This is a genomic window from Janthinobacterium sp. OK676, assembly GCF_900103595.1.
In the GTDB taxonomy this organism is placed as follows: Bacteria; Pseudomonadota; Gammaproteobacteria; order Burkholderiales; family Burkholderiaceae_D; genus Janthinobacterium.
On the sequence record NZ_FNHA01000006.1, the window covers coordinates 299,237 to 325,902 of the forward strand.

Genomic DNA, 26,666 nt, shown 5'->3' on the forward strand with positions numbered 1-26,666 from the left:
CCCTCAGGGTACGCCCCCGGATTCTGCCATTGGGTTTGTTCAATCAAGCGGCTACAGCGCCTGTAAATCTTCCCCGCGCATACCCACCAGCAAGGCGCGGCCGTCGGGCAGCACGCGGAATTCTCCATAGCGGGCTTTTTCCCAGCGCGCCGCTTCGCCTTCCTTGAAGAACCAGGCATCGCTGACCAGTACCCAGTTGCCATCCTTCGGCGTCAGTTCGAGCAGGAATTCGCCGGGTGCCAGCGCTTCCTTGGTGTAGGGACGCAGCAGTTCCGCCACCCCGCGCGCATCGCGCCTGGCCACGACAAAGGGCCGGCCGGGCGCACGCTCCACGCTGGCCAGGGTGCTCAGCACGCCGAGGCCCTGGAAATTGAGACGCATGTAGTCGCCCTGCATCAGCGAACGGGGATCGACGGGCGCCAGTTCCACGAAGATAGGCTCACCCTTGGCAATGAGCTGTTCTTTTTGCCAGATGCCGCCATTGGCGACCAGCAACACCAGCAGCAAGCCGCCCAGCACGCCCAGGCGCAAGAAGCGGCGTTCGACCGCCACGCCCGCCGGCTTGCTTTCCACCAGATGCAGCACGGCGCCGCGCGTGGCCAGCCACGACAGCGCGCACAGCACGGCGCCCGCTGTCGCCAGCAGCGCTGCCTTGCTGGCCAGTGGCCAGGCCAGCTGGTAATAAAAGCTGCCGATGATCCACGCCGCCGCCAGCGCGGCCGCCACGGCCACGCGCGAACGCCCGCTCGTCACGCAATACGCAAGGATCAGCAGCACGGGCCCCAGCGCCGGCATGAACCAGGCCAGCACGACCAGCACCAGCGCCACGCCGATGGCGGGCAACTGGCGCAATGCGGGCCAGCGCCATCCCGTCCAGGCGGCGGCGGCCGTGGCCAGCACGAGCGACACGCCATTCAAGGCCTGCGCATACCATGCATGACCCTGGTGCCGCGTCACTTCGCGCGCCACTTCGCCGGCAAAGCCACCGCCCATCGCGCCGCCGAGCATGAAGGTCATGCCCGACCAGAAGACCAGCCCCAGCAGGATTGCTAGGACCCACCCCGTCGACAGCGATTCCAGGAAGGCGGCGACGGATGCGCCGCGGCCGTCGTTGAAGGCTTGCTTCTGCAGCCAGTGCACGCCCAGCCACAGTGCCAGGGCCAGCATCCAGGCGAAATACAGTTCCGTGGGATCGTTCTCGAAAATCCAGTCGCGCGTGCTGTCGATGATGCCCAGCCCCAGCAAGCCGCAGGCGACCAGTCCCAGCAACACGCGCAGCCAGTCGCGCGGCAAGGCGGCTGCCACCACCAAACACGCCAGGCACAGCATCAATGACGCCGTCTGCGTGGAATAGTCGCGGTACAGGGCATAGCCAAGCAAGCCGCCGCCCACGAGCAGGCAGGGCACGGCCAGTTGCTCGACGAACAGCGCCACGCCGCGCGTACGGATCAGCAGCACGGCCACCACCAGCACGATGGCGGCCACGACATACGCGCCGGGCCCCTGGCGCACGATGCTTTCCAGGCCCACGCCCAGCGCAATCATCAGGGGAATGGCGGCCAGCCAGGCGCCGAAAGCCGTCATCAGCACCAGCGGCCACGGCCGAACATCCTGCACGGGGCGGCTGGCGCCGGGCGGCAACAGGCCGGCGCGCGTGGCGTCGTCGATCAGGGTGGCGAGCGCATCGGTTCGTTGAATATTGTTATTGCTCATGCCGCCTCCCGGCGCGTGCGCCACAGTATGCCTTGCACGGTCAGCGCCAGCAGCACGGCAGCGAGCAAGCCCAGCACGGTCAGCGCGCCGACGCCATCGCCATGGCCGTTGAACAGCACGTGCGTCAGGCCGCCCACCAGCAAGGTGTTGATACCGAGCGCGACGGCGCTCAGGCCGAACACGTCAAAAAACTTGCGCGTGGCCAGCAGGACGCCGGCGACGGCCAGCAAGCCGAGACCGGCCCAGTACGGCGATTCGATCTCATTGCCGAACAGGGCGCTGACGGCCGTGCCCGTGATGAGGATGGTGGCCAGCACCAGGCCCAGGCGCAAGGCCCAGTTGCCGGCCCCCGTCCAGCGCGCCAGCAGGGGCGAGACAAAGGCACAGGCCAGCAGCACGGCCAGCCAGCCGCTGACGAAAATGCCCAGGTCGGCCGAATCGATGCGCCAGCTGTGGCGCGCCTGCGCCTGCATCCACAGGGTGGCGGCCGTCGACAGTACCAGCATCCACGGCGTCCACAGCACGTCGCTGCGCGCGACCAGGCACAGGGGCAAGGCCAGCACGGCCCACAGGGCGAACAGTTGCCACGGATCGGCGCCCGTCTGGTAGGTCTGGCCGAAATACGCGAACAGGCCGCCGATGGCCAGCAAGGCCAGCAGCAGCAAGGGGACTCTCGCCTTGGGCACGGCAAGCGCGCCCAGGCAGGCGGCGGCAAACACGCCTTGCAGCAGGGCAAAGCGGCCCATGCGGCCGAAGTCTTCCCAGTTGGCGGCCACCCAGCAGATCAATCCCATGCCCAGCAAGGCGGCGCCCAGCACGGCCACGCCGCGCGGCAGCCAGTGCGCCAGGCGCGCCGGTTCGCGCTGGAAACCGGCCACTTCCTCCAACTGCCGGGTTTGTTGGGCATCGAGCGCATGGGTCGAGGCGAGTTGGTACACGGCGAGGCGTAAATCCATCGTCTGCTTTCTTTGTCGGGAAATAGGGGGAGGCAGGTCAGCGCTCGACGCTGACGCCGCGCCAGAAGGCGACGTGGCCGGCAATTTGCTTGGCGGCATCCTTGGGCTGGGGGTAATACCAGGCCGCGTTGGCATTGACCTGGCCGTCGACGACGAGGTCGTAATAGCTGGCCGTGCCCTTCCACGGACAGACGCTCGTGTGGCTGCTGGGACGCAGGTAGTCCTGCGTCACCTTTGATAAAGGAAAATATATATTGTTTTCAACGACTTGCACCTGCGCATCGGTCGCTTGCGCGATGACGGCGCCATTCCAGCGGGCTGTTGGCATTTGACTATCCTCCTTCTGCGCCGAGTGTAGCGCAAAAAGTCTGCCATGGCGCGCGCCATTGGTACCTGGTTCAGGCGCCGGCGATGATCTGGCGCAAGGCTTGCTCGAACACTTCGGGCGGCTGGCCGCCGGAAATCAGGTGGCGCTCGTTGATGATGATGGCCGGCACCGAGTTGATGCCATTCTGCTGGTAGAACTGTTCCTGCGCGCGCACCTCGTCCGCATAGGCGTTCGATGCCAGCACTTCGGCCGCTTTGGCGGTATCGAGTCCGACCTTGCCGGCCACGGCCAGCAGCACTTCATGCGAGGACGGATCCTGGCCTTGCGTGAAATAGGCGTCGAACAGCGCCATCTTGAGTTCCTTCTGGCGCCCTTCCAGGGCGGCCCAGTGCAGCAACCGGTGGGCGTCAAACGTGTTGTAGATGCGGCCGCGCTTGTCCATGGCGAAGGTAAAGCCCAGTTGCTCGCCGCGCGCGCGGATCGCTTCGCGCGACTGCGCCATCTGTTCGGGCGTGGAACCGTATTTGCGGGCGATGTGTTCGCCGATATCCTCGCCTTCGGGCGGCATATTGGCGTTCAGCTCGAAGGGCTGGAAGTGGATGTCGGCCTGGACGGTGTCTTGCAGCTTGTCCAGCGCCTGCTCCAGCGATTTCAGGCCGACCACGCACCAGGGGCAGGAAACGTCGGAAACGAAATCGATACGGACGGGAGTGGGAGTGGCGGAGGAGGTAGAAACAGTCATGGTGGGCAGCCTTTGCGCGAGTCGGTGGCGGCCGCACCGCGCGGCGCCGCAAGCACAGCATATGCGTGCGGGCTGCGGGAAATCAAGCGCTTACTTTTTCTTGGCGGGCGCCTTGGCCGCATCCTTCTTGCCGCCGATCTTGCTTTCTTTGCCAGCGAGCAAGTTGGCGATATTCTGGCTGTGGCGGTAAGCCAGCAGCACGCTCATGACGATGACGGCCAGCAAGATGGGATCGACGCCGAACAGCAAGCCATAGTAAAACGGCGCGAACAGGGCCGCCACCAGGGCTGCCAGCGAGGAATAGCGGAACGCGTAGGCAATGATCAGCCAGGTAGCCAGGGTCGCCAGGCCCAGCCATGGATTGATGCCCAGCAGCACGCCAAGGGCCGTGGCCACGCCCTTGCCGCCGACAAAGCGGAAGAACACGGGCCACAGATGGCCGAGGAAGACGGCGATGGCCACCAGGGCCACGGCCGTATCGCCCACGCCCAGCGCACCGGCAAAGTGGTCGGCCAGGAACACGGCCAGCCAGCCCTTGGCGCCATCGCCCAGCAGGGTCATGATGGCCGCGCCCTTGTTGCCGCTGCGCAGCACGTTGGTGGCGCCCGGATTTTTCGAGCCATAGGTGCGCGGATCGGCAATGCCGTAGACCTTGCTCATCACCACGGCAAACGATATCGAGCCGAGCAAGTAAGCGGCCACTGTCATTGCCACGGTTGTGATTACTGGATTCATTTCTTCCCTTTATTGTGTTTATTACACCAGCATCGAGGCTGGCGCAGCAGAATATACACCAGCGCCCAATCCAAGGACAGGGCGGGGACTGGTTTTCTTAATCCTGCAAGGCGCACTGCACCGGCTTGGCTTGCAGCAAATCAACAAGCACCTGCGGCGCCAGCGAGACGAGAAAACCGCGCCGCCCGCCATTGATATAGATGCGCGGCAAGTCCAGGATCGATTGCTCCACGTACACGGGCATGGCCTTCTTCGTGCCGAACGGCGACGTGCCGCCTATCATGTAGCCGGAATGGCGCTGCGCCACCTCGGGCTTGCACGGCTCGACGGACTTGCAGCCGATGCCGCGCGCCAGGTTCTTGGTCGACACCTTGCAATCGCCATGCATGAGCACGATCAGCGGCTTGGCCGCCTCGTCCTGCATCACCAGGGTCTTGATCACGTCGTGCTCGGGCACGCCCAGCTCGCGCGCCGACACGCTGGTGCCGCCGTGCTCTTCGTACGGATACGGGTGTTCTTCAAAGGAAACTTGATGCTTGCGCAGCAACTGCGTCGCCTGGGTTTCGGAAATATGCTCTTTTTTAGCCATGCGTGATACGCTGATCGTTCAGTGAGGAGTGCTAATTATGCAGGAAGAAATCCGCTTTGCCACATTCAATGTCTGCAACCTGGCCCCCGCCGGGGCGAAATTGTATGACAACCTGGAACCGTTGAGCCCGGCGCAATACGAAGCCAAGGCGGAATGGACGGCGCGGCAGATCGACCTGCTCGACGCCGACGTGATCGGCTTCCAGGAAATTTTCTCGCAAGCGGCCCTGCGCGACGTGCTGTCGCGCACGCGCCATTACCGCGAAGCCGCCTTGGCCGGCTACGATGCGATCGATATTGCCGGACGCATGCTGCCCACGGTGGCGCTCGTGTCGCGCCTGCCGCTGGTGGGCGCCGGTGTTGCCTGGGCGGATTTTCCGGCCGGCGTGAGCGTCTCCGCCGAGGACAAGGCCTGCCGCTTCGCTCGCGCGCCCCTGCATGTGCAGGTCCTCTTGCCTGGCGGCCAACTCACGGACGTGGTCGTCGTGCACTTGAAATCGCGCCGGCCCGACTACCGCCATGGCGACGGCAACGATGCGGCCACCTACGCGCTGGCCAACCTGCGTTCGCTGCAGCGGCGCGGCGCGGAAGCCGTGGCCCTGCGCGTGCTGGCAAGCGAACTGGGCCACAGCGGCCGGCCCCGCATCGTGCTGGGCGACTTCAACGACATCGCCAATGCCGTCACCACGGCCATCGTCATGGGCGCGGGCGCGCCGTGCGAACCGGGTACCGAGATGCGCGCGCGCCTGTACGACGCCAACGCCATCCAGCAGCGCCAGGACGCCCTGCGCCACGTGGGCTACACGAATATCCACGACAGCGCCTACATGACGATCGACCACATTCTCGTCTCCGAACATTTTCATCCCGCCTCGCCGCGCGCCATCGGCATGCTGCAGGAAGTGACATATCTCAACGATCATTTGCTCCTGGGCTTGCCTCACGCATCCGACCATGGCCAAGTGCTGGCGCGTATCAAGCTGCTGGGAAACATTCATTAGTTCAATAGTCTCGCCAGCGCGCTGCCCTCGACTTGCGCGCTGGCAAAGCGCCCCTGGTATTGCTGGCAGCCCTGTGCCCGCAGATACGCCAGTTGCTGCGCCGTTTCCACGCCTTCGGCGATCACCGTCAATTGCAGCTCGCGCGCCATGGCGATGATGGTGGCGGCCACCGCCGTATCGGACTCGCCGGCCGCGCCGTCTGCCACGGCGGGCAGGAACGAGGGGTCGATCTTGAGTTTATCCACCGGGTAATGGCGCAGATTGGCCAGCCGCGAATAGCCGGTGCCGAAGTCGTCGATGGCCAGCCTGGCGCCCAGCGCGCGCAGCTGCGCCAGCACGCCGGCCAGGCGCGCGCCGCCTTTCATCAGCAAGGATTCCGTCACTTCCAGTTCCAGGCTGGCGGCGGGCAAACCCGACACGTCCAGCGCCTCTTGCACGCTGAGCAATAAATTATTGTGCAGGCATTGCGCCGGCGACAGATTCACGCCCACTCTCCAGGCATGGCCCGCATCGTGCCAGGCGCGCGCGCGCAGGCAGGCGTGGCGCAGCACCCAGTTACCGATCGACACCATCAAGCCGCATTCCTCGGCCACGGCGATGAAGCGCTCGGGCGGCAGTTCGCCCAGCTGCGGGTGGCGCCAGCGCAACAGCGCTTCCGCGCCGAGGATTTGCCCACTGGCAACGTCGAGCGCGGGCTGGAATTCAAGCACGAATTCGTCGCGGCCCAAGGCTTCGCGCAAGCCCTGCTCCAGGCTGGCCCGCTCGACGATTTGCGCATTCATCTCGGCATTGAAAAACTGGAAATTGTTGCGCCCGTTTTCCTTCGCGTGGTACATGGCGATGTCGGCGTTGTGCACGAGGGTATCGATGCCGTCGCCATCGCTGGGAAAGATGGCCACGCCGATCGACGTCGACACATGCAGTTCGTATTCGCCCAGCTGGTACACCTGCGTCACGGCATGCAGCAGGCTGGCCGCCACGTGGGCCACCTGGTCGATGCCGCCCACCTCGGCCAGGATGATGACGAACTCGTCGCCGCCATGCCGGCTGACCGTATCGACGCCGCGCACGCAGCGCACGAGGCGCCGCGCCACTTCCTTGAGCAGCAAGTCGCCCACGTGATGGCCCATGCTGTCGTTGATGTGCTTGAAGTGGTCAAGATCGAGGTACAAAATGGCCAGCATGCTCAGCTTGCGCCGCGCGGCCGCCAGCGCCAGCGACAGCCGGTCCAGCAGCAGCACGCGGTTCGGCAGGTCGGTGAGGAAATCGTGCTCGGCCAGGTGGCGCGTGTGTTCCTCGTTTTTCTTGCGCTCGCTGATGTCGCTGAGGATGAGCAGGTAATTGCTCAGCTGCCCCTGCGGGTCGCGGATGGCCGTCAGCGACAGCCAGGCCGGATACCGCCCGCCCGCCTTGCGCTGGCCCAGGATGTCGCCTTGCCAATAGCCGTTCGCCTCGACCTCGTCCCACACGTGGTCGAAAAACGCGGGCGCGTCCGGCTCCACGCCGTGCAACACAAAAGGCTTGCCCAGCATGTCGTCCAGGCTGTAGCCGCTGATCTCGCTGTACGCGGGATTCATGCTGACGACTGCCTGCTGCGGGTCCAGCACGACGATGGCTTCGCGCGCATGCTCGACCACCTGCGCCGACAGATACAGGGCCCGTTCGGCCAGTTTGCGCGAGGAAATATCGCGGATCACGGCGTAAAACAGATAGCTGTGGTCGAGCGTGACGGACGTGAGCAGCACTTCGCCCCAGAACAGCTCGCCCGTGCACGTCTGATAGCGCCAGTCGTAGCGGCAGTTGCCGTCGGCATGGGCCTGCGCCGCCAGCTGCGTGCCGCGCAACGAGGACAATACGCCATCGGGCTGGCGCAAGGGCGAAAAGTCGCTGAGGCGGCGCCCCAGCAGGCGCTGCCGGTCTTCGCATCGGAACAGGGCAATGGCGGCCGGGTTCGCCTCGGCGATATGCTCGTCGCGCAGCAGCAGGATGGCGTCGGCCGATTTCTCGTACAGCTGGCGGAAATTGTCGCCCATCAGCAGCAAGGCGCCCTGCGCGGCTCCATCCTGGCTGCTGGCCGTGACGTCGACATCGATGCAGACCACTTGCCGCACACGCCCGGACTGGATGACAGGAAATGCGGTGGAACAGATGCAGCGCGGCGCGGCGCCGTCGGCGCCCAGCTTCCACAAACGCGTGCCGCGCGCCTTGCCGCTCTCCCACACGGCCGCCAGTTCGCCGGCAACTTCCTCGCCTGCGGTGGCGGCGCCCGGCAGCGCGGCGGCCACCCTGGCCCACGGCTGGCCCAGCGCCAGCTCGGCGGCCACGCCATACAGGCGCGCCGCACCAAAGCTCCAGTAGCGCACGATGCCGTCGCGGTCGATGCCGCGCACGGCCAGGCCCGGTGCCTGCTCGACGGCGGCAACGATGGTGGACAGCAAATCGAGCGCCTTGCCGGCCGCCCCCGCCTGCGGTTCGGCCGCGGCCAGCAAACGGCCCGGCGACGGGGCGGCTCCGGCAATCCGATCAGACATCAGGCCCCCTCGTGGCGCGGCCGCGCGGCAACCGGCGGGCGTATGGCCTGTCCGGTGGCGCAACCATCCTGACCATTCTTGCGCGCCGGCGAATCGGCTTCTTGAGGATGCGCAAGCATCGTGACGCGCACGGCGGGCATGCTGGCATTGGTCTCCGGTCGCCGTTTTTTGCATTCCAGCCCCGATTTTGTGCAATCTGTCGCATGGCGATGGCGGCGGGACTTGAATCTTCCTAAAGTGGCAACATGCGCATCGCCGTGGACGGCCGCAGCGGCAGGCGTGCTGCCTGCGGCCGCCACGGCGATGCGCTACCCGAATTCCCCCGGCCTGCCGCAGGCCGGCCGTACCGAGACCTGGCGCCGAAGCCCTGCACCGCTCCTGACTAAAAAACTATGAAAAACGAGACCCTGCCCCCCGCCTCTCCCCTTGCCGCCACGCGCCGCCGGCGCTGGCGCACGCCCGTCCTGATCCTCGTCGTGCTGGGCCTGGCCGGCGGCGGCTGGACGGTGATGCAGTCGAAGCAGCAAGCCGCCAAGGCGGCCGAGCAGCAGGCGAGCAAGAAGAAGGAGCAGGAAAAGACGCCCGTGCATGAACTGGCGCAGGGCGACGTGGCCGCCATCGATGCGCGCGCCCTCAGTATCAGCCTGCCCCTGTCCGGCTCCCTGGCACCCGTGACCCAGGCCACCATCAAGGCCAAGGTTTCCGGCGTCATCGAGGCAACGACCTTGCAGGAAGGCCAGCAGGTAGCCAATGGGCAAATCCTCGTGCGCCTGGAAGCGGCCGACCTGCGCGCCCGCCTGACGCAGCAGCAAGCCATGCTCGACGAAGCGCAGGCACGCCTGTCAATGGCGAGCAAGAACGAGGCGAACAGCCAGGCGCTGCTCAAGCAAAAATACATTTCGCAAACGGCCTACGACACGACGCAAAACTCCGTCGACCTGGCGCGCGCCAACGTCAAGTCCGCCGCCGCCATGGTCGACATCGCCCGCATCGCGCTGGCCGACACGATAATCCGCGCCCCGATGGCCGGCATCGTCAGCAAGCGCCATTTGCAGGCCGGCGAAAAAGTCTCGCCCGACATGCCCGTCTACACCATCGTCAACCTGGCGCAGCTGACCCTGGAAGCGCCCGTGCCCAGCGCGGACATCCCCCGCATCAAGCTGGGCCAGGACGTGCATTTCAAGGTCGATGGCTTCGGCGCGCGCGACTTCGCCGGCAAGGTCACGCGCATCAACCCGACCACCGAGAGCGGCTCGCGCGCCATGCTCGTCTACATCGCCGTCGACAACGCCGATGGCGCGCTGCGCGGCGGCATGTTCGCCAAGGGCAGCATCGTCACCGAGCGCTCGCCCGTGGCGCCGCTGGTGCCGTTGACGGCCGTGCGCAATGAAAAACAGGGCCCCGTCGTGTATGCGCTGGTCAACAACAAGGTGGTCGCCCAGCCCGTCACACTGGGCTTGCGCAACGAGGATGAAGGCTATGCGCAAGTCACATCGGGCCTGGTGCCGGGCGCGAAAGTCATCATCGCCAAGCTCGATGGCGTGAAACCCGGCCACGGCGTGACCTTTGCCGCGCCCGCCGCCCCCGCCGCGCCGTCCGCCGTGCTGGCACGGAAGGACTGAGCCATGTGGATGACCAAAGTCAGTATTCAAAACCCCGTCTTCGCCACCATGGTCATGGTGGCGCTGGTGGTGCTGGGCATCTTCTCCTACCGGGGCCTGGGCGTGGAGAGCATGCCCAGCGTGCAGTTCCCGTTCGCCGCCATTGAAGTGAACTACCCGGGCGCCTCGCCCGAGGCCGTGGAAAACGACATTACGCGCCCCATCGAGGACGCCGTCAACACCGTCAGCGGCATCAAGACCATCCGCGCCAACTCGTGGGAAGGACGCGCCGGCGTCTACCTGGAATTCGAGCTGTCGACGAACATGGACAAGGCCATGCAGGACTTGCGCGACAAGGTGGCCCTCGTGCGCCCGCGCTTTCCGAAGGAAGCGAAGGACCCGTTCATCGCCCGCGCCGAAGGCGACAACGAGCGCCCCATCGCCACCATCGTGCTCACGTCCACCGGGCACGACCTGCGCTCGCTGTCGACCATGACGGAGCAGATCATCAGCAAGCGCTTCCAGGGCGTGGCCGGCGTGGGGCAAGTCAAGCTGCGCGGCTTGCGCGCGCGCCAGATCCTCATCAGCATGAAGCCGATCGAGCTCAATGCCCAGGGCATCGGCGTCGATGAAGTGATACGCGCCATCCAGGCCACGAATACCAATCTGCCGGCCGGCTCCATCAGCCATGGCGCGGCCGAACAACTGGTGCGCGTGGAAGGCAAGATCAAGGATGCGCGCGAATTCGGCAAGATCATCGTCGCGCGCCGCGCCGTCGGTCCCGTCTACCTGGACCAGGTAGCCACCGTCGTCGACGGCGAGCAGGAAGAACTGTCGATCTCGCGCATGAACGGCAAGCAGGCCGTGACCATGGAAATCACCAAGGTGCAGGACGCCAACGTGGTGGAAGTGGGCACCGGCATCCTGAAGGTGGCGGCGGACCTGCAAAAAACCTTGCCGCCCGATATCACCCTGCGCGTGCTGGATGACGAATCGGAGCGCGTGCAAAGCCAGCTCAATAACGTCAAGCGCACCATCATCGAAGGCGCCGTGCTGACCATGGTGATCGTCTTCCTGTTCCTGCACTCGTGGCGCTCGACCATCATCACGGGATTGACCTTGCCGATTTCCGTGCTGGCCAGCTTCATCGCCATGAAAGCCTTCGGTTTCACGCTGAACTTTTTGACCCTGATGGCGCTGTCCCTGTGCATTGGCCTGTTGATCGATGACGCCATCGTCGTGCGTGAAAACATCGTGCGCCACCTGGGCATGGGCAAGAACCACTACAAGGCGGCCAACGACGGCACCAATGAAATCGGCCTCGCCGTGATGGCCACCACGTTCGCCATCGTCGCCGTGTTCGTGCCCGTCGCCTTCATGGACGGCATCATCGGCCGCTTCTTCCTGCAGTTCGGCATCACCGTGGCCGTCGCCGTGCTCGTGTCGCTGTTCGTCAGCTTCACGCTCGACCCCATGCTGTCGTCCGTCTGGCGCGACCCCGTCAAGGACCGCTTCAAGTACGCGCCGTGGCTGGGCCGTTTCATGGCCTGGATCGAGACGGGCATCGACCGCCTGCACGTCTGGTACGGCAAGGTGCTGAAAGTGGCGCTGCGCTGGCGCAAGACGACCCTGGCCACGGCCATGGCGCTGTTCGCGGGCAGCCTGATGCTCGTGCCCATGATCGGCGGCGAGATGTTCCCCGAGACGGACCAGGGCTGGGTCAACCTGCGCTTCAAGACGCCCGTCGGCTCCAGCCTCGAATACACGGATAGCAAAGTGCGCCAGATCGAAACGGCCCTGAAGGAATTCCCCGAGATCGACAGCCTGGTGGCCAATATCGGCACGCCCGATGGCCGCAACGCGGCCGAGGTGAACCTGAAGCTGACCGACATCAAGACGCACAAGCGCCGCTCGCAGCAGGAACTGGAAAAGCTGATCCGCGAACGCCTGGCGCCGATTGCCGGCATCACCCTGTCCGTCGGCCAGCGTCCCATCTTCATCGCCATCCTCGGCACGGACGAAGGCAAGCTCGATGCCGTGGCGCACACCTTGATGGACAAGATGCGCAACATCAAGGGCCTGGCCGACATGGAGTACAGCCAGGAAGGCGCCAATCCGTCGACCACCGTGAAGATCAATAACGAACTGGCCAGCGACCTGGGATTGTCGGTGCAGCAGATCGGCAATGCCCTGCGTCCTTTTGTTGCGGGCGACACGGTCAGCCACTGGCTGGCGTCCGACGGGCAGAACTACGACGTCAACGTGCAGCTGCCCAAGTCGGGCCGGCAAAAGGTGGCCGACCTGGCCGACCTGTCGCTGGCGTCCAGCAAGCTTGATGCGAATGGCAAGCCCGTCATGATTCCGCTGCGCCAGGTGGTCGACTTCGTGCCCTCATCGAGCCCGCAAGTGCTGAAGCGACAGGCCTTGCAGCGCAGGGTCGCCATCTATGCGGGCGTGCAGGGCCGTCCCGCCGGCGACGTCGACGCCGACGTGCAGAAGGCCATCAAGTCCATCGACCTGCCGCCGGGCGTGCGCTTCGACGTGGCCGGCAATGCGCAGCAGATGGCCGAAACCATGGGTGGCGCCATGATGGCGCTGGGGATCGCCGTGATCTTCATCTACCTGGTGCTGGCCTCGCAGTTCGGCAGCTTTTTGCAGCCGATCGCCATCATGGTGTCCTTGCCGCTCTCCTTGATCGGCGTGCTGGCCGCGCTGCTGATCACGGGCAGCACCCTGAACATCTTCTCCGTGATCGGCTTCATCATGCTCATGGGCCTCGTCACCAAGAACGCGATTTTGCTGGTCGACTTCACCAACCAGCGCCAGCGCGAAGGACTGGGGCAGTTCGAGGCGCTGATGGAAGCGGGGCAAGTGCGGCTGCGTCCTATCCTGATGACGACCCTGGCGATGGTCTTCGGCATGCTGCCGATGGCCATCGGCATGGGCGACGGCGGCGAATCGCAGGCGCCGATGGGCCGCGCCGTCATCGGCGGCGTGATCACCTCGACCCTCTTGACACTGGTGGTGGTGCCCGTCGCCTACACCTACCTCGACAGCCTGGGCAAGCGCGCCGCGCGCTTCTTTGGCGGCGGCGAGCATGCGCACACCGATGCACATGCCGACGCCGCACATTAAATCAGAACCGATCGCCTTCACCGTCCCCGCATTGGCGGGGACGACGCGGCGGCTTACTGAAGAGAGCTTCAGTTGACCAAAGCGGCTACGCTGGCTAGACTGTCCCCGTTATCAATTGTATGGAGTGACTCGTGGGTGCTTGTTCCAGTGACAGTAGTCGATTGACCATCGGCGATCGGCCTTAGGCAAGACGCGCGCATTCCGCCCGCCCTGCCCTCGGCAAGGTGCGGTTTTACCAGCGGCGATGTCCATTCGCCGCCACTTCCCCTCATCGTTCCACCGTTGTCGTCTGCTGCCCCCTTGCGGGCGGATAGTTTTCGCCCTTGCACTCGCCTGTTCCTCCCCAGACGGGAGAAATGATGGTGGTATTTGACTTTGCGCTGCGCGTTGCCGCGGCATTGACCCTGGGCGCCATGATCGGCGCCGAACGCCAGCTGCGCCAGCGCATGGCGGGCCTGCGCACGAATGCGCTGGTGTCCGTCGGCGCCTCGCTGTTCGTGATGGTTTCCGTACTTGAAGGCGATGCCTCGGGCCACATGCGCATCGCCGCGCAGGTCGTGTCGGGCATTGGATTCCTTGGCGCCGGCGTCATCATGCGCGAAGGCATGACGGTGCGCGGTCTGAACACGGCCGCCACCCTGTGGTGCTCGGCCGCCATCGGCATCCTGTGCGGCCTGGGGTTTGCACTGGAAGCGGCCATCGGCACGGGCTTCGTGCTGGTGGCCAACCTCGTGCTGCGCCACCTGGCGCAGCGCATCAACACCCACGGCAGCGAAGCGGGCATCGAGACGGAAAGCATCTACCGCGTGACGGCCGTGTGCGAGGCGGAGCAGGAAGTCCAGGTGCGCAAGCTGATGCTGCGCCTGATCAGCGGCATGCCGGCACTGATGCTGCAATCCTTGCACAGCGAGGACGCGGCGCACGCGGGACGCATCGAAGTGCGGGCCGACCTGCTCACGCCCTTGTCCAGCCTGGGATTGCTGGAGCAGATCGTCAGCCAGGTGAGCCTGGAAGGCAGCGTCTCGGCCGTGCGCTGGGCGCTGGTCAACAACGCGGAATTTGTCGCCGAGCGAGGTGTGTGATGAAAAGATTCTTCCATTGGTTTGCCCGGCGCGGTCCCGTCGTGGCCACCTATCGCCTGACCGTCACCTGCCCTGCGGCGCAGGCGGACCACGTCGCGCGCCTGCTGCTGGCCGAACTCCAGGGCGCGGGCCTGGCGCCATCGCAAATGCTGCGCAGCTGGGACGAGGGAAAGCAGGTGGTGCGCCTGATCGCCACGGTACTGTGCCAGGCCGTGCAGCGCGCCGTGCTGGTGCGCTTCGTCAACCGCGCGGGTGCCTGGCCGCAAGTGCGGCAAGTGCGTTGGGAAGGCGTCGCGCCCTCAATCTGAGGCCGGCAGGCGCATGAGGAACAGCGCGCCGCCATGCGGACGGTTCTGCGCCTCGATGCTGCCGCCATACGCATGCACGATGGCTTGCGACAGGGCCAGGCCCAGGCCGAAGCCGGGCGCCTCGCCCGCGCGCGCCTTGGCGCCCCGGTAAAAACGCTCGAACAGATGCGGCAAGTCTTCCACGCCGATGCCCGGTCCCGCGTCGGCCACGCCGACGAGCGCATCCCCGCCCTCGCGCGACACCCGCACCGTGATCACGCTGTCGGGCGGCGAAAACTTCACGGCGTTATCGAGCAGGTTGGCCAGCACCAGGTCCACAGGGCCGGCCGCCACGCGCGCGTGCACGGCCACGCTGTCATCGAAGACGATGCGGATGCCGCGCTGCGCGGCCGCCTTTTCCAGGCGCTGCGCGGCCGCCTGCACGAGGGGATTGAGGGCGATGGTTTCCACGGCATTGCGCTCCTGGCCCACGTCAAGGCGCGTGAGCATCAGGAGTTCTTCCACCAGGGTCGTCAGCCGCTGCACTTCATCGAGGCAGGACGCCAGCGCGTCGACATACTCGGGCGCTTCGCGCGGGCGGCGCAGGGTGATTTCGATTTCCGTGCGCAGGCGCGACAGGGGCGAGCGCAATTCGTGCGAAGCGTCGGCCGTGAAGCGGCGTTGCGCATCGTAGCCATGTTCGAGGCGGTCCAGCATGGCGTTCAGGGTATCGACCAGGCGGCCGATCTCGTCCTGCGTGCCGGGATGGGGCAGGCGCTGGTGCAGGCTGGCCTCGCCGATCGAATGGGCCTGGTCCACCACGTCGTCGATGGCGCCCAGCACGCGGCGCGTGAGCATTTCGCCGGCCAGTCCCACGGCCGCCAGCAAGGCCAGCGCCATGGCGCCAAACAGCACGGTGGCCGCGGCCAGCACGTGGTCGGCGTCGTCGAGCGAACCGGCCACCTGCACGGCAAGACCCGCGCCGGACGAAGGCACGGGGATCGACACCATGCGCAGCGGCTCTTCGCCGAACTTGGGCAGGGTCTCGAAGACGGTCTCGCCGGCCGCCAGGCGCGCCAGCAGGGCGGACGGCGCCGGCAGCTGCGCCGCTTCCAGGTTGCGGCTGCGCGCCAGCACGCGGCCTTCGCCATCGATGATCTGCACGAGGCGGTCGAGTCGCGTCAGCGACGGCGGCGCCACGCCCGGCGCCACCTCGTGCACTTGCACGGGCTGGCGCGGCGCGGCCGGCAGCATGGCCATTTCCGTTTCGGCCAGCGCCAGCAGGGCCGCATCGAGCTGGCCGTGCACGGCGCGCGACAAGCCCCAGTAGCCGGCCAGCGCCGTACAGGCGACGATGGCGAGGATGACGGCCAGGTGCACCAGCAGCAAGCGCTTGCGAAAGCTAGCCACCGTTGTTTTCCGCCAGGCGGAAACCGCGTCCGCGCACCGTATGGATCAAGGGCGGCAAGCCCGGCGCATCCACTTTTCCGCGCAGGTTGCGCACGTGGACGTCAATCAGGTTATCGATGCCGATCAGGTCCGCCTGCCAGATCTGCTCGGCCAGGCGCGCGCGGCTGACCACCTCGCCCGCCTGGCGCAGCAGGATCAACAGAATCGCATATTCCTTCGGCGTCAGCACCAGCGGCATGCCGGCCCGCGTGGCCTGGTGGCTGACGGGATCGAGCGTCAGATCGGCCAGCGCCAGCACCAGCGGGCGGCTGATGTCGGAGCGGCGCAGCAAGGCCCGGATGCGCGCCAGCAGCTCCTCGAATTCGAACGGCTTGGTCAGGTAATCGTCGGCGCCCGTGTTCAGGCCCGCCACGCGGTCGGCCGTGGCGTCGCGCGCCGTGAGCATCAGCACGGGCGTCTGGATGCCGCGCGCGCGCAAGTCGCGGCAAAAATCGATGCCCTGCTTGCCCGGCAACATCCAGTCCAGCACGATCGCGTCGTAGTCGACGGCGTAGCTTTCATCCTCGCCCTCTTCCGCGCTGTGCGCCACGTCGACGACAAAGCCTTCTTCCTGCAAGCCGCGGGCCAGCAGGCGCGCCGCCTTGCGGTCGTCTTCCACCAGGAGGATTCTCATGCCTGCCTTTCGCGTCGCGCCTTGTTTTCCATGCTGGCATTTTACCGCGCCGCAGCGTGCGCACAGCTAACCTGAAGAATGATTCAGGCATTCTTGGGCGCTTCTTCAGGAGCACATTGCTATGCTTTCCCGGCGCTGTAGTGACTCAGCTCTTGTTGCGCTGCCCGCCCCTTCTCACCGCCCGCCTGGGCACGGCATCCACGCATGCCCCATCACCATCAATAACAAGGAAACACGGGATGAACACGACCACCCGCAACGCCCTGGGCGCCAGCTGCGCCCTCGCTCTCGCCTGCTCGGCCCTGGCCGGCTGCGCCAAGCCTGTGCCGGCGGCCACGCCGCCCGTCCAGGCCATGCACCTGGACGACGGCAGCATCGCCGTCGACAAGATGTCGCCGCTGCGCCAGCGCCTGCAGATCGCCGCCGTGCAGGAACAGGAGATCGCTACGCAGACGCAGGCGACCGGCAGCATCGAGGCCATGCCGGAAAAACTGGTGAAAATCACGCCGCCGCTGGCCGGGCGCATCACGCGCTTGCAGCGTTCACTGGGCGACAGCGTGAAGGCGGGCGATCCGCTGTTCACGCTCGATTCGGCGGAACTGAGCGCCGCCTACGCGGACGACAGCAAGGCGCGCTCCGCCCTGCTGCAGGCGCGCCAGGAACTCGAGCGTCAGAAAACCCTGTTCGAAGCGGAAATCGCCGCGCGCAAGGAGTACGAAGCGGCCCAGGCGGCCTACGACCAGGCCGGCAGCGACGCCCGGGCCAGCGCCGACAAGCTGGCCCAGTACGGCGCCGACGCGCGCGGCACACGCCGCGCCCGACGCGATTACGTGCTGCGCTCGCCCATTGCCGGCACCGTGATCGCCATGGAAGGCGCCCAGGGCGGCTATTGGAACGATATCAACGCGCCCGTCATGACGGTGGCAGATCTCTCCACCGTGTGGCTGTCGGCGAATGTCGCCGAAAAAGACCTGGCGCAGGTGGCCGTGGGCCAGACGACCCGCATCACGGTCGACGCCTGGCCCGGCAAGGCTTTCGAGGGCAAGGTCGCCTACGTGGGCGCCGTGCTCGATCCCGAGACGCGCACGGTAAAGGTGCGCGTCGCCATCGACAACCGCGCCGGCGCCTTCAAGCCGGGCATGTTCGCCCACGCGGGATTCGCCGGCGCCAGCCGCCGCGCCCTGCTCGTGCCGGCCGCCGCCGTGCTGCAAAGCGGGCCATCGACGCGCGTGATGGTCGAGCGCAGCCCGCTGGTGTTCACGCCGCGCACGGTGGAAGTGGGCGCCAGCCACGACGGGCAAGTGGAAATCGTCTCCGGCCTGAAGGCTGGCGAACGCATCGTCGTCAAGGAAGGAGTGCTGCTCAATGATTGACCGTGTCATCGCCACCTGCTGCCAGCGGCGCGGCATCGTCTGGCTCGTGCTGCTGTTCGTCGCCGCCTATGGCGTGTATTGCTGGAAGCAGCTGCCCATCGAGGCCTATCCCGATATCGCCGACGTCACCTCGCAGATCGTCACGCAGGTGCCGGGCCTGGGCGCCGAGGAAATCGAGCAGCAGATCACCATTCCCCTCGAGCGCGCCCTGCTCGGCACACCGGGCATGCACGTGCTGCGCACGCGCAGCCTGTTCGCGCTGTCGCTGATCACGGTGGTGTTCGAGGATGGCAGCGACGGCTACTTCACGCGCGAACGGCTGCAGGAGCGCCTGGCCAGCGTGAACCTGCCCTACGACGCCAAGCCGGGACTCGATCCCTATACGTCGCCCACGGGCGAGATCTACCGCTATACGCTGGAATCGACAACGCGCTCCCTGCGCGAACTGTCCGAGCTGCAGTTCTGGACCGTGATCCCGCGCCTGCAGCAGGTGCGCGGCGTGGCCGACGTGAGCAATTTCGGCGGCCTGACGACGCAATTCATGCTGGAACTCGACCCCGCAAAACTGGACAGCTACGGCTTCTCGCTGGCGCAGGTCAAGGACGCCATCAACGCCAACAACATCAGCGGCGGCGGCAGCGTCATCGACCGCGGTCAGCAATCGTACGTGGTGCGCGGCGTGGGTTTGCTCCATTCGCTAGCCGACATGGGCAACGTCGTCGTCAGCAGCAAGGATGGCGTGCCCGTGCTGGTAAAAGACCTGGGCAAGCTCGCTTACGGCAACGTGGAGCGGCGCGGCATCCTCGGCAAGGATGACAACCCCGACACCATCGAAGGCATCACCCTGCTGCTCAAGGATTTCAATCCGTCCGAGGCGCTGGCCGGCATCCATGCGGCCGTGGACGACTTGAACGCCCACGTGCTGCCGAAGGACGTCAAGGTCGTGCCCTACCTGGACCGCAGCTCGCTGATCGACGCCACCCTGCACACGGTCGGGTTCACCATGGGCGAGGGCATGCTGCTGGTCGCCCTCGTGCTGCTGCTGTACTTGGGCAGCCCGCGCGCGGCCGCCATCGTCGCGCTGACGATTCCACTGGCCCTGCTGATCGCGTTCATCTTCATGCACCATTTTAAGATTCCCGCCAATTTGCTGTCCTTGGGGGCGATCGACTTCGGCATCCTCGTCGACGGTTCCGTCGTGGTGCTGGAAAACATGCTGCGCCGCCGCGAACGGGAGCAGGAACGTCCCCTCACCCTGCAGGACGCCATCGACGCGACCCTGCAAGTGGCGCGTCCCATCATGTTCGGCATGGCCGTCATCATCGCCGCCTACCTGCCCCTGTTCGCCTTCCAGCGCATCGAATACAAGCTGTTCTCGCCCATGGCGTATGCGGTCGGCGCGGCGCTCGTGGGCGCGCTCGTGGTGGCGCTCGTGCTGATCCCCAGCCTGGCGTGGCTGGCCTTGCGCAAGCCGCGCCGCATGCCGCACAACCGCGCGCTGGACACGCTGGCGGGCGCGTATGGCCGCTTCCTCGAGCGCATGGTGGGCAGGAAGCGCTGGGTGGCGATGGTGTGCGCAGGATCGCTCGCGGCGCTTGCCATCCTGTGCGCCAGCATCGGGCGCGACTTTTTACCCTACCTCGATGAAGGTTCCTTGTGGCTGCAGGTGCAGATGCCGCCCGGGATCACCCTGGACAAGGCGTCCGAGATGGCCAGCGAACTGCGCCGCGCCGCGCTGGAATTTCCCGAAGTGTCGACCATCGTCACGCAGACGGGGCGCAACGACGACGGCACCGATTACTGGACGCCATCGCACATCGAAGCGAGCGTGGGACTGCATCCGTACAAAAGCTGGAAGTCGGGCATGAGCAAGCAGCAGCTGATCGCCAAGATGCACGAACGCTTCGCCCGCATGCCTGGCATCAGCGTGGCCTTCATGCAGCCGATGATCGACGGCGTGCAGGATAAATTGTCGGGCGCGCACAGCGACCTGACAGTGAAAATCTTCGGCAGCGACCTCGATGAAGTGCGCGCCATCGCCGGCAAGGTGGCACGCGTCTTGAAAGGCGTCCCCGGTGCTTCCGACGTGGCCGTGGACGTGGAGCCGCCCCTGCCCAACCTGAAGGTGGAACTGGACCGCGCAAAGGCGGCCCGCTACGGCATCAACGCGGCCGACGTGGCCGACCTGATTTCCACCGGCATCGGCGGCGCGCCCGTCGGCCAGGTCTACGTGGGCGAGAAAAGCTACGACATCGCCGTGCGCTTCCCGCCGGCCCTGCGTTCCAGCCCCGACGCCATCGCCAGTTTGATGCTCAACGCCGCCAACGGCGCGAGGATCCCGCTGGCGCAGGTGGCCACCATCAGCACCACCTCGGGCGAAAGCGTGATCGTGCGCGAAATGGGACGGCGCCACATCATCGTGCGCCTCAACGCCCGCGGACGCGACCTGGCCGGCTTCCTGGCCGAGGCGCGTCCGCTGGTGGCGCAAGCCGTGGCCAGCGAGCACCAGCGCATCAGCGTCGAATGGGGCGGCCAGTTCGAGAACCTGCAGCGCGCGCAAAGCCGTTTGGCGCTGATACTGCCGATGACACTGGGTGCCATGTTTTTGCTGCTGTTTGGCCAGTTCCGCAACCTGCGCCAGCCCGCGCTGGTATTGCTGGCCGTGCCGCTGGCCATGCTGGGCGGCCTGGCCGCGCTGCACCTGCGCGGCATGACCTTGAACGTGTCGAGCGCCGTCGGCTTCATCGCCCTGTTCGGCGTGGCCGTCCTGAATGCCGTGCTGATGCTGGCGCAGATCAACCGCTTGCGCAGCGAGGAAGGCAAGAACCTGCGCGACGCCGTGCTCGAAGGCGCGCGCGACCGCATGCGCCCCGTGCTGATGACGGCCACCGTGGCCGCCCTGGGCTTGACGCCGGCCATGCTGGCGACGGGCCTGGGCAGCGACGTGCAGCGCCCGCTGGCGACCGTCGTGGTGGGTGGCCTGGTGACGGCGACGGCACTGACCCTGCTGCTGTTGCCGGCCCTGTACTACCTGATCGAGGCGCACCTGCAAAAACGCCAGACGCATACCGAAGGAGAGACCCATGACACGTTTTAATCTGCTGCTGGCGGCCTGGCTGATCGCGCCAGGCGCCGTGGCCGCGCCCTTGAGCTTTGACACCTACCTGTCCGCCGTGGAAAGCCACAGCCTGGAATTGCAGGCGCAGCAGGAAGACATCACCTCGGCCAAGGCCGGCATCGGCATCGCCGGCCTGCGTCCCGACCCCGAGTTCACTGTGGGCGCGACGCGCGAAACCGTGCGCAGCGCCGAGCACCGCCCCGTCACGTGGAATCCGGCCATCAGCATGGCCATCGAGACGGGCGGCAAGCGCGCCGCGCGGTTAAAAGCGGCGCACAGCAGTGTCGCGCTGGCCGAGGAAACGGTGGCCGGCTTCAGGAGCGAGCTGTATGGCACGGCCGCCGCCGCGTTCACGCAAGCGTGCCGCACGCGCGATGTCCTCGCGCGCAAGGAGCAGACCATGGCGGCCCTGTCAAAAGTGGTCGAGGCGAACGCCGTGCGGCGCAAGGCGGGCGACGTGGGCGGCATCGAACTGCTGCAGTCGCGCGTGGAACGCGACCAGTTCCAGGCCGAGCTGGCGCAGGCGCGCAGCGAGGCGGACAGCGCCATGTTGAATTTGTCGCCGCCGCTGGGGCGCCAGTTCGACGCGCTGTTTCCGGACGCGCAGCTGGCCTGCGACTTCGCCGCATATGAAAACAGCGATGCCAGCGCGCTGGTGCCGCAGGCGCTCGAGGCCCGCAGCGACGTACGCATCGCCCGCGCCACCGTCGACCATCTGCGCGACGGCGCGGCGCTCGTGCGCGCCAACCGCTCGGTCGACCCGACCGTCACCGTGGGCCTGGCCGCCGCGCGCGGCTACCATGAGGGCTTTGACGCCAGCGGCAGCCCCGTCGACGGCTTGCCCCGCTCGCGCGCGCTGTCCATCTCGCTGGCCATTCCCATTCCCCTGTCGCGGCGCGACAAGGGCGATATCGTGCAGGCGGAAGCGGGCGTCACGCAGGCGATGCTGGCCCTGCGCCAGGCGGAGCTGGCGGCGGCAACGCAGGTGCGCACGGCGCAGCGGCAGCTGCGTGCGGCCCAGGACAGGCTGGCGCGCTACCGTGACGGCGTGCTGGTCGATGCGCAAAAGGTAGTCGACGGCATGCGCCTGTCCTACTTCAGTGGCAATGCGTCGCTGCTGGAATGGCTGGCGGCGCAACGTTCGGCCGATGATGCCTACCAGGGCTATGTGCAGGCACGCGCCGATGCGGCCATCGCCAGCACGCAGCTGCAACTGGCGATCGGCCAGCGGCCGAGCTTGTAGCGGGGAGAAAGTAGAACGAGGAGTTACCGGCGCGGCGAGGATGCCGCACCGGTCGTCAAGAACGGGGAATTACTGGGGCTGGGCAGGCGCGTCGCCGGCGTCGTCGGCATCGTCCGCTTCCGGCTCATCACTTTCCGCACCCTCGGCACCCTCTTCGCCTTCGGCCGGCTTCGGATTGTTTTTCGCTTCCAGCTTGCGCCTGGCTTTTTCCTCGGCTTTCTTCTTCTTTTCCAGCTCTTTTTGCCGTTTTTCGTATTGGAAATTTGTCTTGGCCATTTACTACCTCTTTAGTTTTTAGATGTTACAGATAAGCACATAAGACACATTATGACGCAGTTGGAGCAAACACCAAATGTTTAGCCGCGTGGATGATGCTGCGCGTGCAGCAGTTTCAGCCGTTCGCGGGCCACATGCGTGTAAATCTGGGTGGTGGAAATATCGGAGTGCCCCAGCAGCAATTGCACGACACGCAAGTCGGCGCCATGGTTGAGCAAGTGGGTGGCGAACGCATGGCGCAGGGTGTGCGGCGACAGCGGCGCCGTGATGCCGGCGCTCAGCGCGTGCTTCTTGATGATGACCCAGAACATTTGCCGCGTCATGGCGCCGCCGCGCCGCGTGACGAACAGCGCGTCGTCCATCTGCCCGTCGAGGATGATGCCGCGCGCTTCCTTCAGGTAACGCTCGATCCACAGCCGCGCCTGCTCGCCGAACGGCACCAGCCGCGTCTTGCTGCCCTTGCCCGTGATGCGCAGCACGCCATCGTTGAGGCTCAATTCCACGGATTGCAAGTCCACCAGCTCCGACACGCGCAAGCCGCTTGCATACATGAGTTCGAGCATGGTGCGCTCGCGCAGCCCCAGCGGCGTGCTCACGTCGGGCGCCGCCAGCAGCGCTTCCACCTGCGCTTCGCTCAAGGTATGCACGAAGCGCGCGGGCTGCTTGGCCGACACCATCTTCAGGCACGGGTCGGCCGCGATATGCTTGTGCCGCAAGGCCAGCTGGTAAAAACGCTTGAGCACGGACAGGCGCCGGTTCGACGACGTCGCCTTGCTCTCGTCGTGGCGGGCGGCGAAATACGCCTCGATGTCGGCCGTCGATACCTCGTACAGGCCTTCGCGCCCGGGCCGCGCCACTTCCAGCCAGCGCGCAAACAGCCGCATGTCGCGCCGGTAGGCATCGAGCGAGTTTTTCGACAGGCCGTCTTCCAGCCACAGGCTGTCGCAGAATTCATCGATCAGGGTGGCGTTGTCGGGCACCAGCAGGCTGTTCATCATAGGTAAGCCGCCACGCCCTCATGCGCCAGCAGCCAGCGCTTGACGCCCAAATGAAATCCCGTCGCGTCGTCGTGATGGGCAAAGCCGCCCAGGCCGCCGGCGGCCGTCACGCGGTGGCAGGGGATTACCACGGGAAACCAGTTGGCGCCGCACGCCTGGCCCACGGCGCGCGGGGCAGAGCCGATCAGGCGCGCCACGTCGCCATAGGTGCGCACCTGGCCGCGCGCAATGCCGCTGATCGCCGTCCAGACCCGTTGCTGGTAGGCGCTGCCCAGCGTGGCCAGCGGCAGGTCGAAGACATGATCGGGATCGCGGAAATAACGCGCCAGTTGTTGGCAGGCCCGCTCGGAGACGGCATCGAGCGCGTCTTTTTCGGCAAAATGCGGCGGCAGGTAGACCAGTTCGCATATCTGGCCATCGTGCGCACGCACGCCCATGGCGCCAAACGGCGCGGCCACGATGGCCGTGAACAGCTCGCTGCCCTGTTGTTTTTTCATCTGCTGATCATTGTTCAAGTGTGGCAAATATACAACCTGCCGGCGCCGGAAACGGCGCCACGGGAATTATGCACCGACTTTGGGCGTGCCGGCGGACGTTTCCTGCGCACGAAAAAAAAGCGCACCAGCCGGTGCGCTTCAAATATTGCTTCACGTTCCCGGTCGTTTGGGTCCGCCGGTGCCGGCTTGTGGCCGCAGACAGCTATGACTCAACAACTTCTGTGAAACGTGTGTCTCCTCAATATATCCCCGGTATCAATACCGTTCTTATAGACCACTCCCCCACTAACCTTGTTGCCAATTCTGTATTTCAGCCTTGCTACCGGGGCGCATATGCATATACGTGTTTCCCCTTAAGGCTGCCCATCATAGCGCATTTATTCGGCCGTATCGACTTTTTTTGCACCATGACGGGGACAACTGTTTTAGTTGTAAATTAAATTTGGCAGCCACAGCGAGATTTGTGGTACGTAGGTGATCAGGGCCAGGAAGCCCAGCATCGTCAGCAGCCATGGCATCACGGCCACGGTCAGCTCCGAGATGCCCATCTTGGTGATGCCGGACGCCACGTACAGGTTCAGGCCCACGGGTGGATGGCACATGCCGACCTCCATATTGACCACGATCAGGATGCCGAAGTGCACGGGATCGATACCCAGCTTCATGGCGACGGGGAACAAGATGGGCGCCATGATGAGCACGATGGACGACGGCTCCATGACGTTACCTGCCACCAACAGCAGCACGTTGACCACCAGCAGGAAGCTGATCACGCCCAGACCCTTGCCCGTGATCCATTCGGCCATCGCTTGCGGGATGTTTTCACTGGTCATCAGGAACGAGAACAGCACGGCGTTGGTGATGATGTACAGCAGCATCGCCGACATGGCGGCCGAATCGAGCAAGACCTTGCCCACCTGCTTGATCTTCAAATCCTTGTAGACGAAGACGGCGATGTAAAAGGCGTACACGGCGGCCATGGCGGCCGCTTCCGTCGGCGTGAACGCGCCCGAATAAATGCCGCCCATGACGATGACGATCAGCAGCAAGCCCCAGGCGCTTTTCTTGAACGTGACGAAGCGTTCCTTCCAGCTGGCCTTCTGCATGCGCGGATAGTTGTTCTTGCGCGCCAAAAACCACGTGGTCAGGCCCAGCAGCATGGCCAGCATCAGGCCGGGAATCACGCCCGCCATGAACAGTTTTCCCACCGAGGTGTTCGTGCTGACGGAATACATCACCATCACGATCGACGGCGGTATCAAAATGCCCAGCGCGCCCGAAGTGGTGATGACGCCGGCGCCGAAACCGCGCGGATAGCCCTGCTTGACCATGGCCGGCAGGATGATGGAGCCGATGGCCACCACGGTGGCGGGGCTGGAACCGGAGACGGCCGCAAACAGCGCGCACGCCATCACGCCGGCCAGCGCCAGGCCGCCATGCCAGTGACCGACCATCGAGCTGGCGAAGTTGATCATGCGCCGCGCCACCCCGCCATGCGTGAGGAAGTTACCGGCCAAAATGAAGAAGGGGATGGCCATGATTTCGAATTTCTCGATGCCCGTGAAAATCTTCAGGGCCACCGATTCGATGGGCACGCTGGTCATGGTAAACAGGAACGTCAGTACCGTCAGGCCCAGCGAAATGGAGATCGGCATGCCGGTCAGCATCAGCGCCAGCAGCAATACAAAAATAATCAGCGCGTTCATGCCTTGGCTCCTTTTTCTTCCGCCGTCAATTCCTCTTCCAGGCCCTCGACGTGCGAGTGGTCATGCTTGGGCAAGGCGCCCGTCTTGATGAAATGCACCATCACTTGCAGGAAGCGGAAGCACATCAGGTAGGAGCCGAGCGGCACGGCCAGGTAGACGAGCCACATGGGAATTTCCATGTCGGCCGAGGTCTGGTCCGTGTGGCCGATCGACCACACGAAGCTGGCGCCCAGGGTCCCCACGATGCCCGTAAACAGGGCGCCGGCGGCCAGGCCGAAGACGATGAAGCGGTCGCGCCAGCGCGGGTTCATGCGGTTGATCAGCACGTCGACGCCCACGTGGATGCCCGTGCGCACGCCATACGCGGCGCCGAACTTGGCCATCCAGACGAACATGTAGATGCACAGTTCCTGGGCCCAGCTGGTATTGATTTGAATCAGGAAGTCTTGCAGGCCCGGTATCGGCAGGCCCGCCAGGTAGCGGTGCACGACCGCGACAAAAATGATGAAGGTGGCCGCGCCCATCAGGGACGCGATCAGCCACTCTTCCAGGTGATCCAGAAATTTCATGGTGGACTTTCAAAGAATGCGGGTACACGGACTCCGGCGCAGGACGCGCAGGAGTCATTCAAGCCAGTGGCAGGGAGGCCCTGCCTGGCGCGCCAGGCGGCGCG

The 26,666-nt window shown here is 65.5% G+C and carries 22 protein-coding genes; 8 read left to right on the forward strand and 14 right to left on the reverse strand.

Going from position 1 to position 26,666, the window contains the following annotated elements; genetic code table 11:
* Nucleotides 1-51 precede the first annotated feature (51 nt).
* The 6 genes from BLU39_RS14580 to ybaK form a co-directional block, all read right to left on the reverse strand.
* A complete protein-coding gene (locus BLU39_RS14580) occupies nt 52-1,713 on the reverse strand; it encodes a GDYXXLXY domain-containing protein (RefSeq protein WP_139178295.1) in 1,662 nt (553 codons plus the stop codon).
* A complete protein-coding gene (locus BLU39_RS14585; protein WP_092714100.1) occupies nt 1,710-2,669 on the reverse strand; it encodes a DUF2157 domain-containing protein in 960 nt (319 codons plus the stop codon). Before BLU39_RS14585 ends, BLU39_RS14580 begins: the two co-directional genes overlap by 4 nt.
* Nucleotides 2,670-2,706: 37 nt before the next feature.
* Nucleotides 2,707-2,997, reverse strand: coding sequence for a DUF427 domain-containing protein (locus BLU39_RS14590; protein WP_092714102.1), 291 nt, complete (start codon nt 2,995-2,997; stop codon nt 2,707-2,709).
* A 70-nt stretch (nt 2,998-3,067) separates the two neighbouring features.
* Nucleotides 3,068-3,739: a DsbA family oxidoreductase gene (locus BLU39_RS14595; RefSeq protein WP_092714104.1), complete on the reverse strand. Its 672-nt coding sequence runs from the start codon at nt 3,737-3,739 to the stop codon at nt 3,068-3,070.
* 90 nt (nt 3,740-3,829) lie between these two features.
* Nucleotides 3,830-4,474: a glycerol-3-phosphate 1-O-acyltransferase PlsY gene (plsY, locus tag BLU39_RS14600; RefSeq protein ID WP_254788975.1), complete on the reverse strand. Its 645-nt coding sequence runs from the start codon at nt 4,472-4,474 to the stop codon at nt 3,830-3,832.
* Between the two features lie 97 nt (nt 4,475-4,571).
* The gene (ybaK, locus tag BLU39_RS14605) at nt 4,572-5,063 is read right to left on the reverse strand and encodes a Cys-tRNA(Pro) deacylase (protein WP_092714108.1); all 492 of its coding nucleotides are present in this window, start codon (nt 5,061-5,063) and stop codon (nt 4,572-4,574) included.
* Between the two features lie 37 nt (nt 5,064-5,100).
* On the opposite strand from ybaK, the gene BLU39_RS14610 reads away from it, so the two are divergent.
* Entirely contained in the window at nt 5,101-6,063 is a 963-nt protein-coding gene (locus BLU39_RS14610; protein ID WP_092714110.1) for an endonuclease/exonuclease/phosphatase family protein, read from the forward strand.
* On the opposite strand, the gene BLU39_RS14615 is transcribed toward BLU39_RS14610, so the two are convergent.
* Nucleotides 6,060-8,594 carry a sensor domain-containing protein gene (locus BLU39_RS14615; protein ID WP_092714112.1) on the reverse strand — a complete coding sequence of 845 codons (2,535 nt, stop codon included), beginning with the start codon at nt 8,592-8,594 and terminating at the stop codon, nt 6,060-6,062. The two genes, BLU39_RS14610 and BLU39_RS14615, sit on opposite strands and share 4 nt — an antisense overlap.
* 392 nt (nt 8,595-8,986) lie before the next feature.
* Here BLU39_RS14615 and BLU39_RS14620 point away from each other — a divergent pair, with 392 nt between their 5' ends.
* The 4 genes from BLU39_RS14620 to BLU39_RS14635 all read left to right on the forward strand — a co-directional run bounded on the left by BLU39_RS14620 (nt 8,987) and on the right by BLU39_RS14635 (nt 14,720).
* Nucleotides 8,987-10,216 (forward strand): efflux RND transporter periplasmic adaptor subunit, encoded by a 1,230-nt coding sequence (locus BLU39_RS14620; RefSeq protein ID WP_092714114.1) that lies wholly within the window; start codon nt 8,987-8,989, stop codon nt 10,214-10,216.
* A gap of 3 nt (nt 10,217-10,219) precedes the next feature.
* Nucleotides 10,220-13,330 (forward strand): efflux RND transporter permease subunit, encoded by a 3,111-nt coding sequence (locus BLU39_RS14625; protein ID WP_092714116.1) that lies wholly within the window; start codon nt 10,220-10,222, stop codon nt 13,328-13,330.
* Nucleotides 13,331-13,689: 359 nt separating this feature from the next.
* Nucleotides 13,690-14,412 (forward strand): MgtC/SapB family protein, encoded by a 723-nt coding sequence (locus BLU39_RS14630; RefSeq protein WP_092714224.1) that lies wholly within the window; start codon nt 13,690-13,692, stop codon nt 14,410-14,412.
* Nucleotides 14,412-14,720, forward strand: a complete 309-nt coding sequence (locus tag BLU39_RS14635) for a hypothetical protein (protein WP_092714118.1) — start codon at nt 14,412-14,414, stop codon at nt 14,718-14,720. The genes BLU39_RS14630 and BLU39_RS14635 overlap by 1 nt, the downstream gene beginning before the upstream one ends.
* Here BLU39_RS14635 and BLU39_RS14640 read toward each other — a convergent pair.
* Both BLU39_RS14640 and BLU39_RS14645 read right to left on the reverse strand, forming a co-directional pair.
* Entirely contained in the window at nt 14,712-16,109 is a 1,398-nt protein-coding gene (locus BLU39_RS14640) for a sensor histidine kinase (protein WP_092714120.1), read from the reverse strand. The two genes, BLU39_RS14635 and BLU39_RS14640, sit on opposite strands and share 9 nt — an antisense overlap.
* The gene (locus BLU39_RS14645) at nt 16,102-16,782 is read right to left on the reverse strand and encodes a response regulator transcription factor (RefSeq protein ID WP_092714122.1); all 681 of its coding nucleotides are present in this window, start codon (nt 16,780-16,782) and stop codon (nt 16,102-16,104) included. Before BLU39_RS14645 ends, BLU39_RS14640 begins: the two co-directional genes overlap by 8 nt.
* 239 nt (nt 16,783-17,021) lie before the next feature.
* Between BLU39_RS14645 and BLU39_RS14650 the strand changes: the two genes are divergently transcribed.
* The 3 genes from BLU39_RS14650 to BLU39_RS14660 are packed head-to-tail and all read left to right on the forward strand — an operon-like array spanning nt 17,022 to nt 22,516.
* Nucleotides 17,022-18,155: an efflux RND transporter periplasmic adaptor subunit gene (locus tag BLU39_RS14650; protein WP_092714124.1), complete on the forward strand. Its 1,134-nt coding sequence runs from the start codon at nt 17,022-17,024 to the stop codon at nt 18,153-18,155.
* On the forward strand, nt 18,148-21,252 hold the full coding sequence (locus tag BLU39_RS14655; RefSeq protein WP_092714126.1) for an efflux RND transporter permease subunit: 3,105 nt from the start codon (nt 18,148-18,150) through the stop codon (nt 21,250-21,252). The genes BLU39_RS14650 and BLU39_RS14655 overlap by 8 nt, the downstream gene beginning before the upstream one ends.
* Nucleotides 21,239-22,516, forward strand: coding sequence for a TolC family protein (locus BLU39_RS14660; protein WP_092714128.1), 1,278 nt, complete (start codon nt 21,239-21,241; stop codon nt 22,514-22,516). Before BLU39_RS14655 ends, BLU39_RS14660 begins: the two co-directional genes overlap by 14 nt.
* 69 nt (nt 22,517-22,585) lie before the next feature.
* On the opposite strand, the gene BLU39_RS14665 is transcribed toward BLU39_RS14660, so the two are convergent.
* The 5 genes from BLU39_RS14665 to BLU39_RS14685 form a co-directional block, all read right to left on the reverse strand.
* Nucleotides 22,586-22,792, reverse strand: coding sequence for a hypothetical protein (locus BLU39_RS14665; RefSeq protein WP_092714130.1), 207 nt, complete (start codon nt 22,790-22,792; stop codon nt 22,586-22,588).
* Between the two features lie 80 nt (nt 22,793-22,872).
* Nucleotides 22,873-23,787 carry a site-specific tyrosine recombinase XerD gene (gene xerD, locus BLU39_RS14670; RefSeq protein WP_175539317.1) on the reverse strand — a complete coding sequence of 305 codons (915 nt, stop codon included), beginning with the start codon at nt 23,785-23,787 and terminating at the stop codon, nt 22,873-22,875.
* Entirely contained in the window at nt 23,787-24,287 is a 501-nt protein-coding gene (locus BLU39_RS14675; RefSeq protein ID WP_092714228.1) for a methylated-DNA--[protein]-cysteine S-methyltransferase, read from the reverse strand. Before BLU39_RS14675 ends, xerD begins: the two co-directional genes overlap by 1 nt.
* Nucleotides 24,288-24,712: 425 nt before the next feature.
* The gene (locus tag BLU39_RS14680; protein ID WP_092714132.1) at nt 24,713-25,993 is read right to left on the reverse strand and encodes a TRAP transporter large permease; all 1,281 of its coding nucleotides are present in this window, start codon (nt 25,991-25,993) and stop codon (nt 24,713-24,715) included.
* The gene (locus BLU39_RS14685; protein ID WP_092714134.1) at nt 25,990-26,562 is read right to left on the reverse strand and encodes a TRAP transporter small permease; all 573 of its coding nucleotides are present in this window, start codon (nt 26,560-26,562) and stop codon (nt 25,990-25,992) included. Before BLU39_RS14685 ends, BLU39_RS14680 begins: the two co-directional genes overlap by 4 nt.
* Between the last annotated feature and the right edge of the window lie 104 nt (nt 26,563-26,666).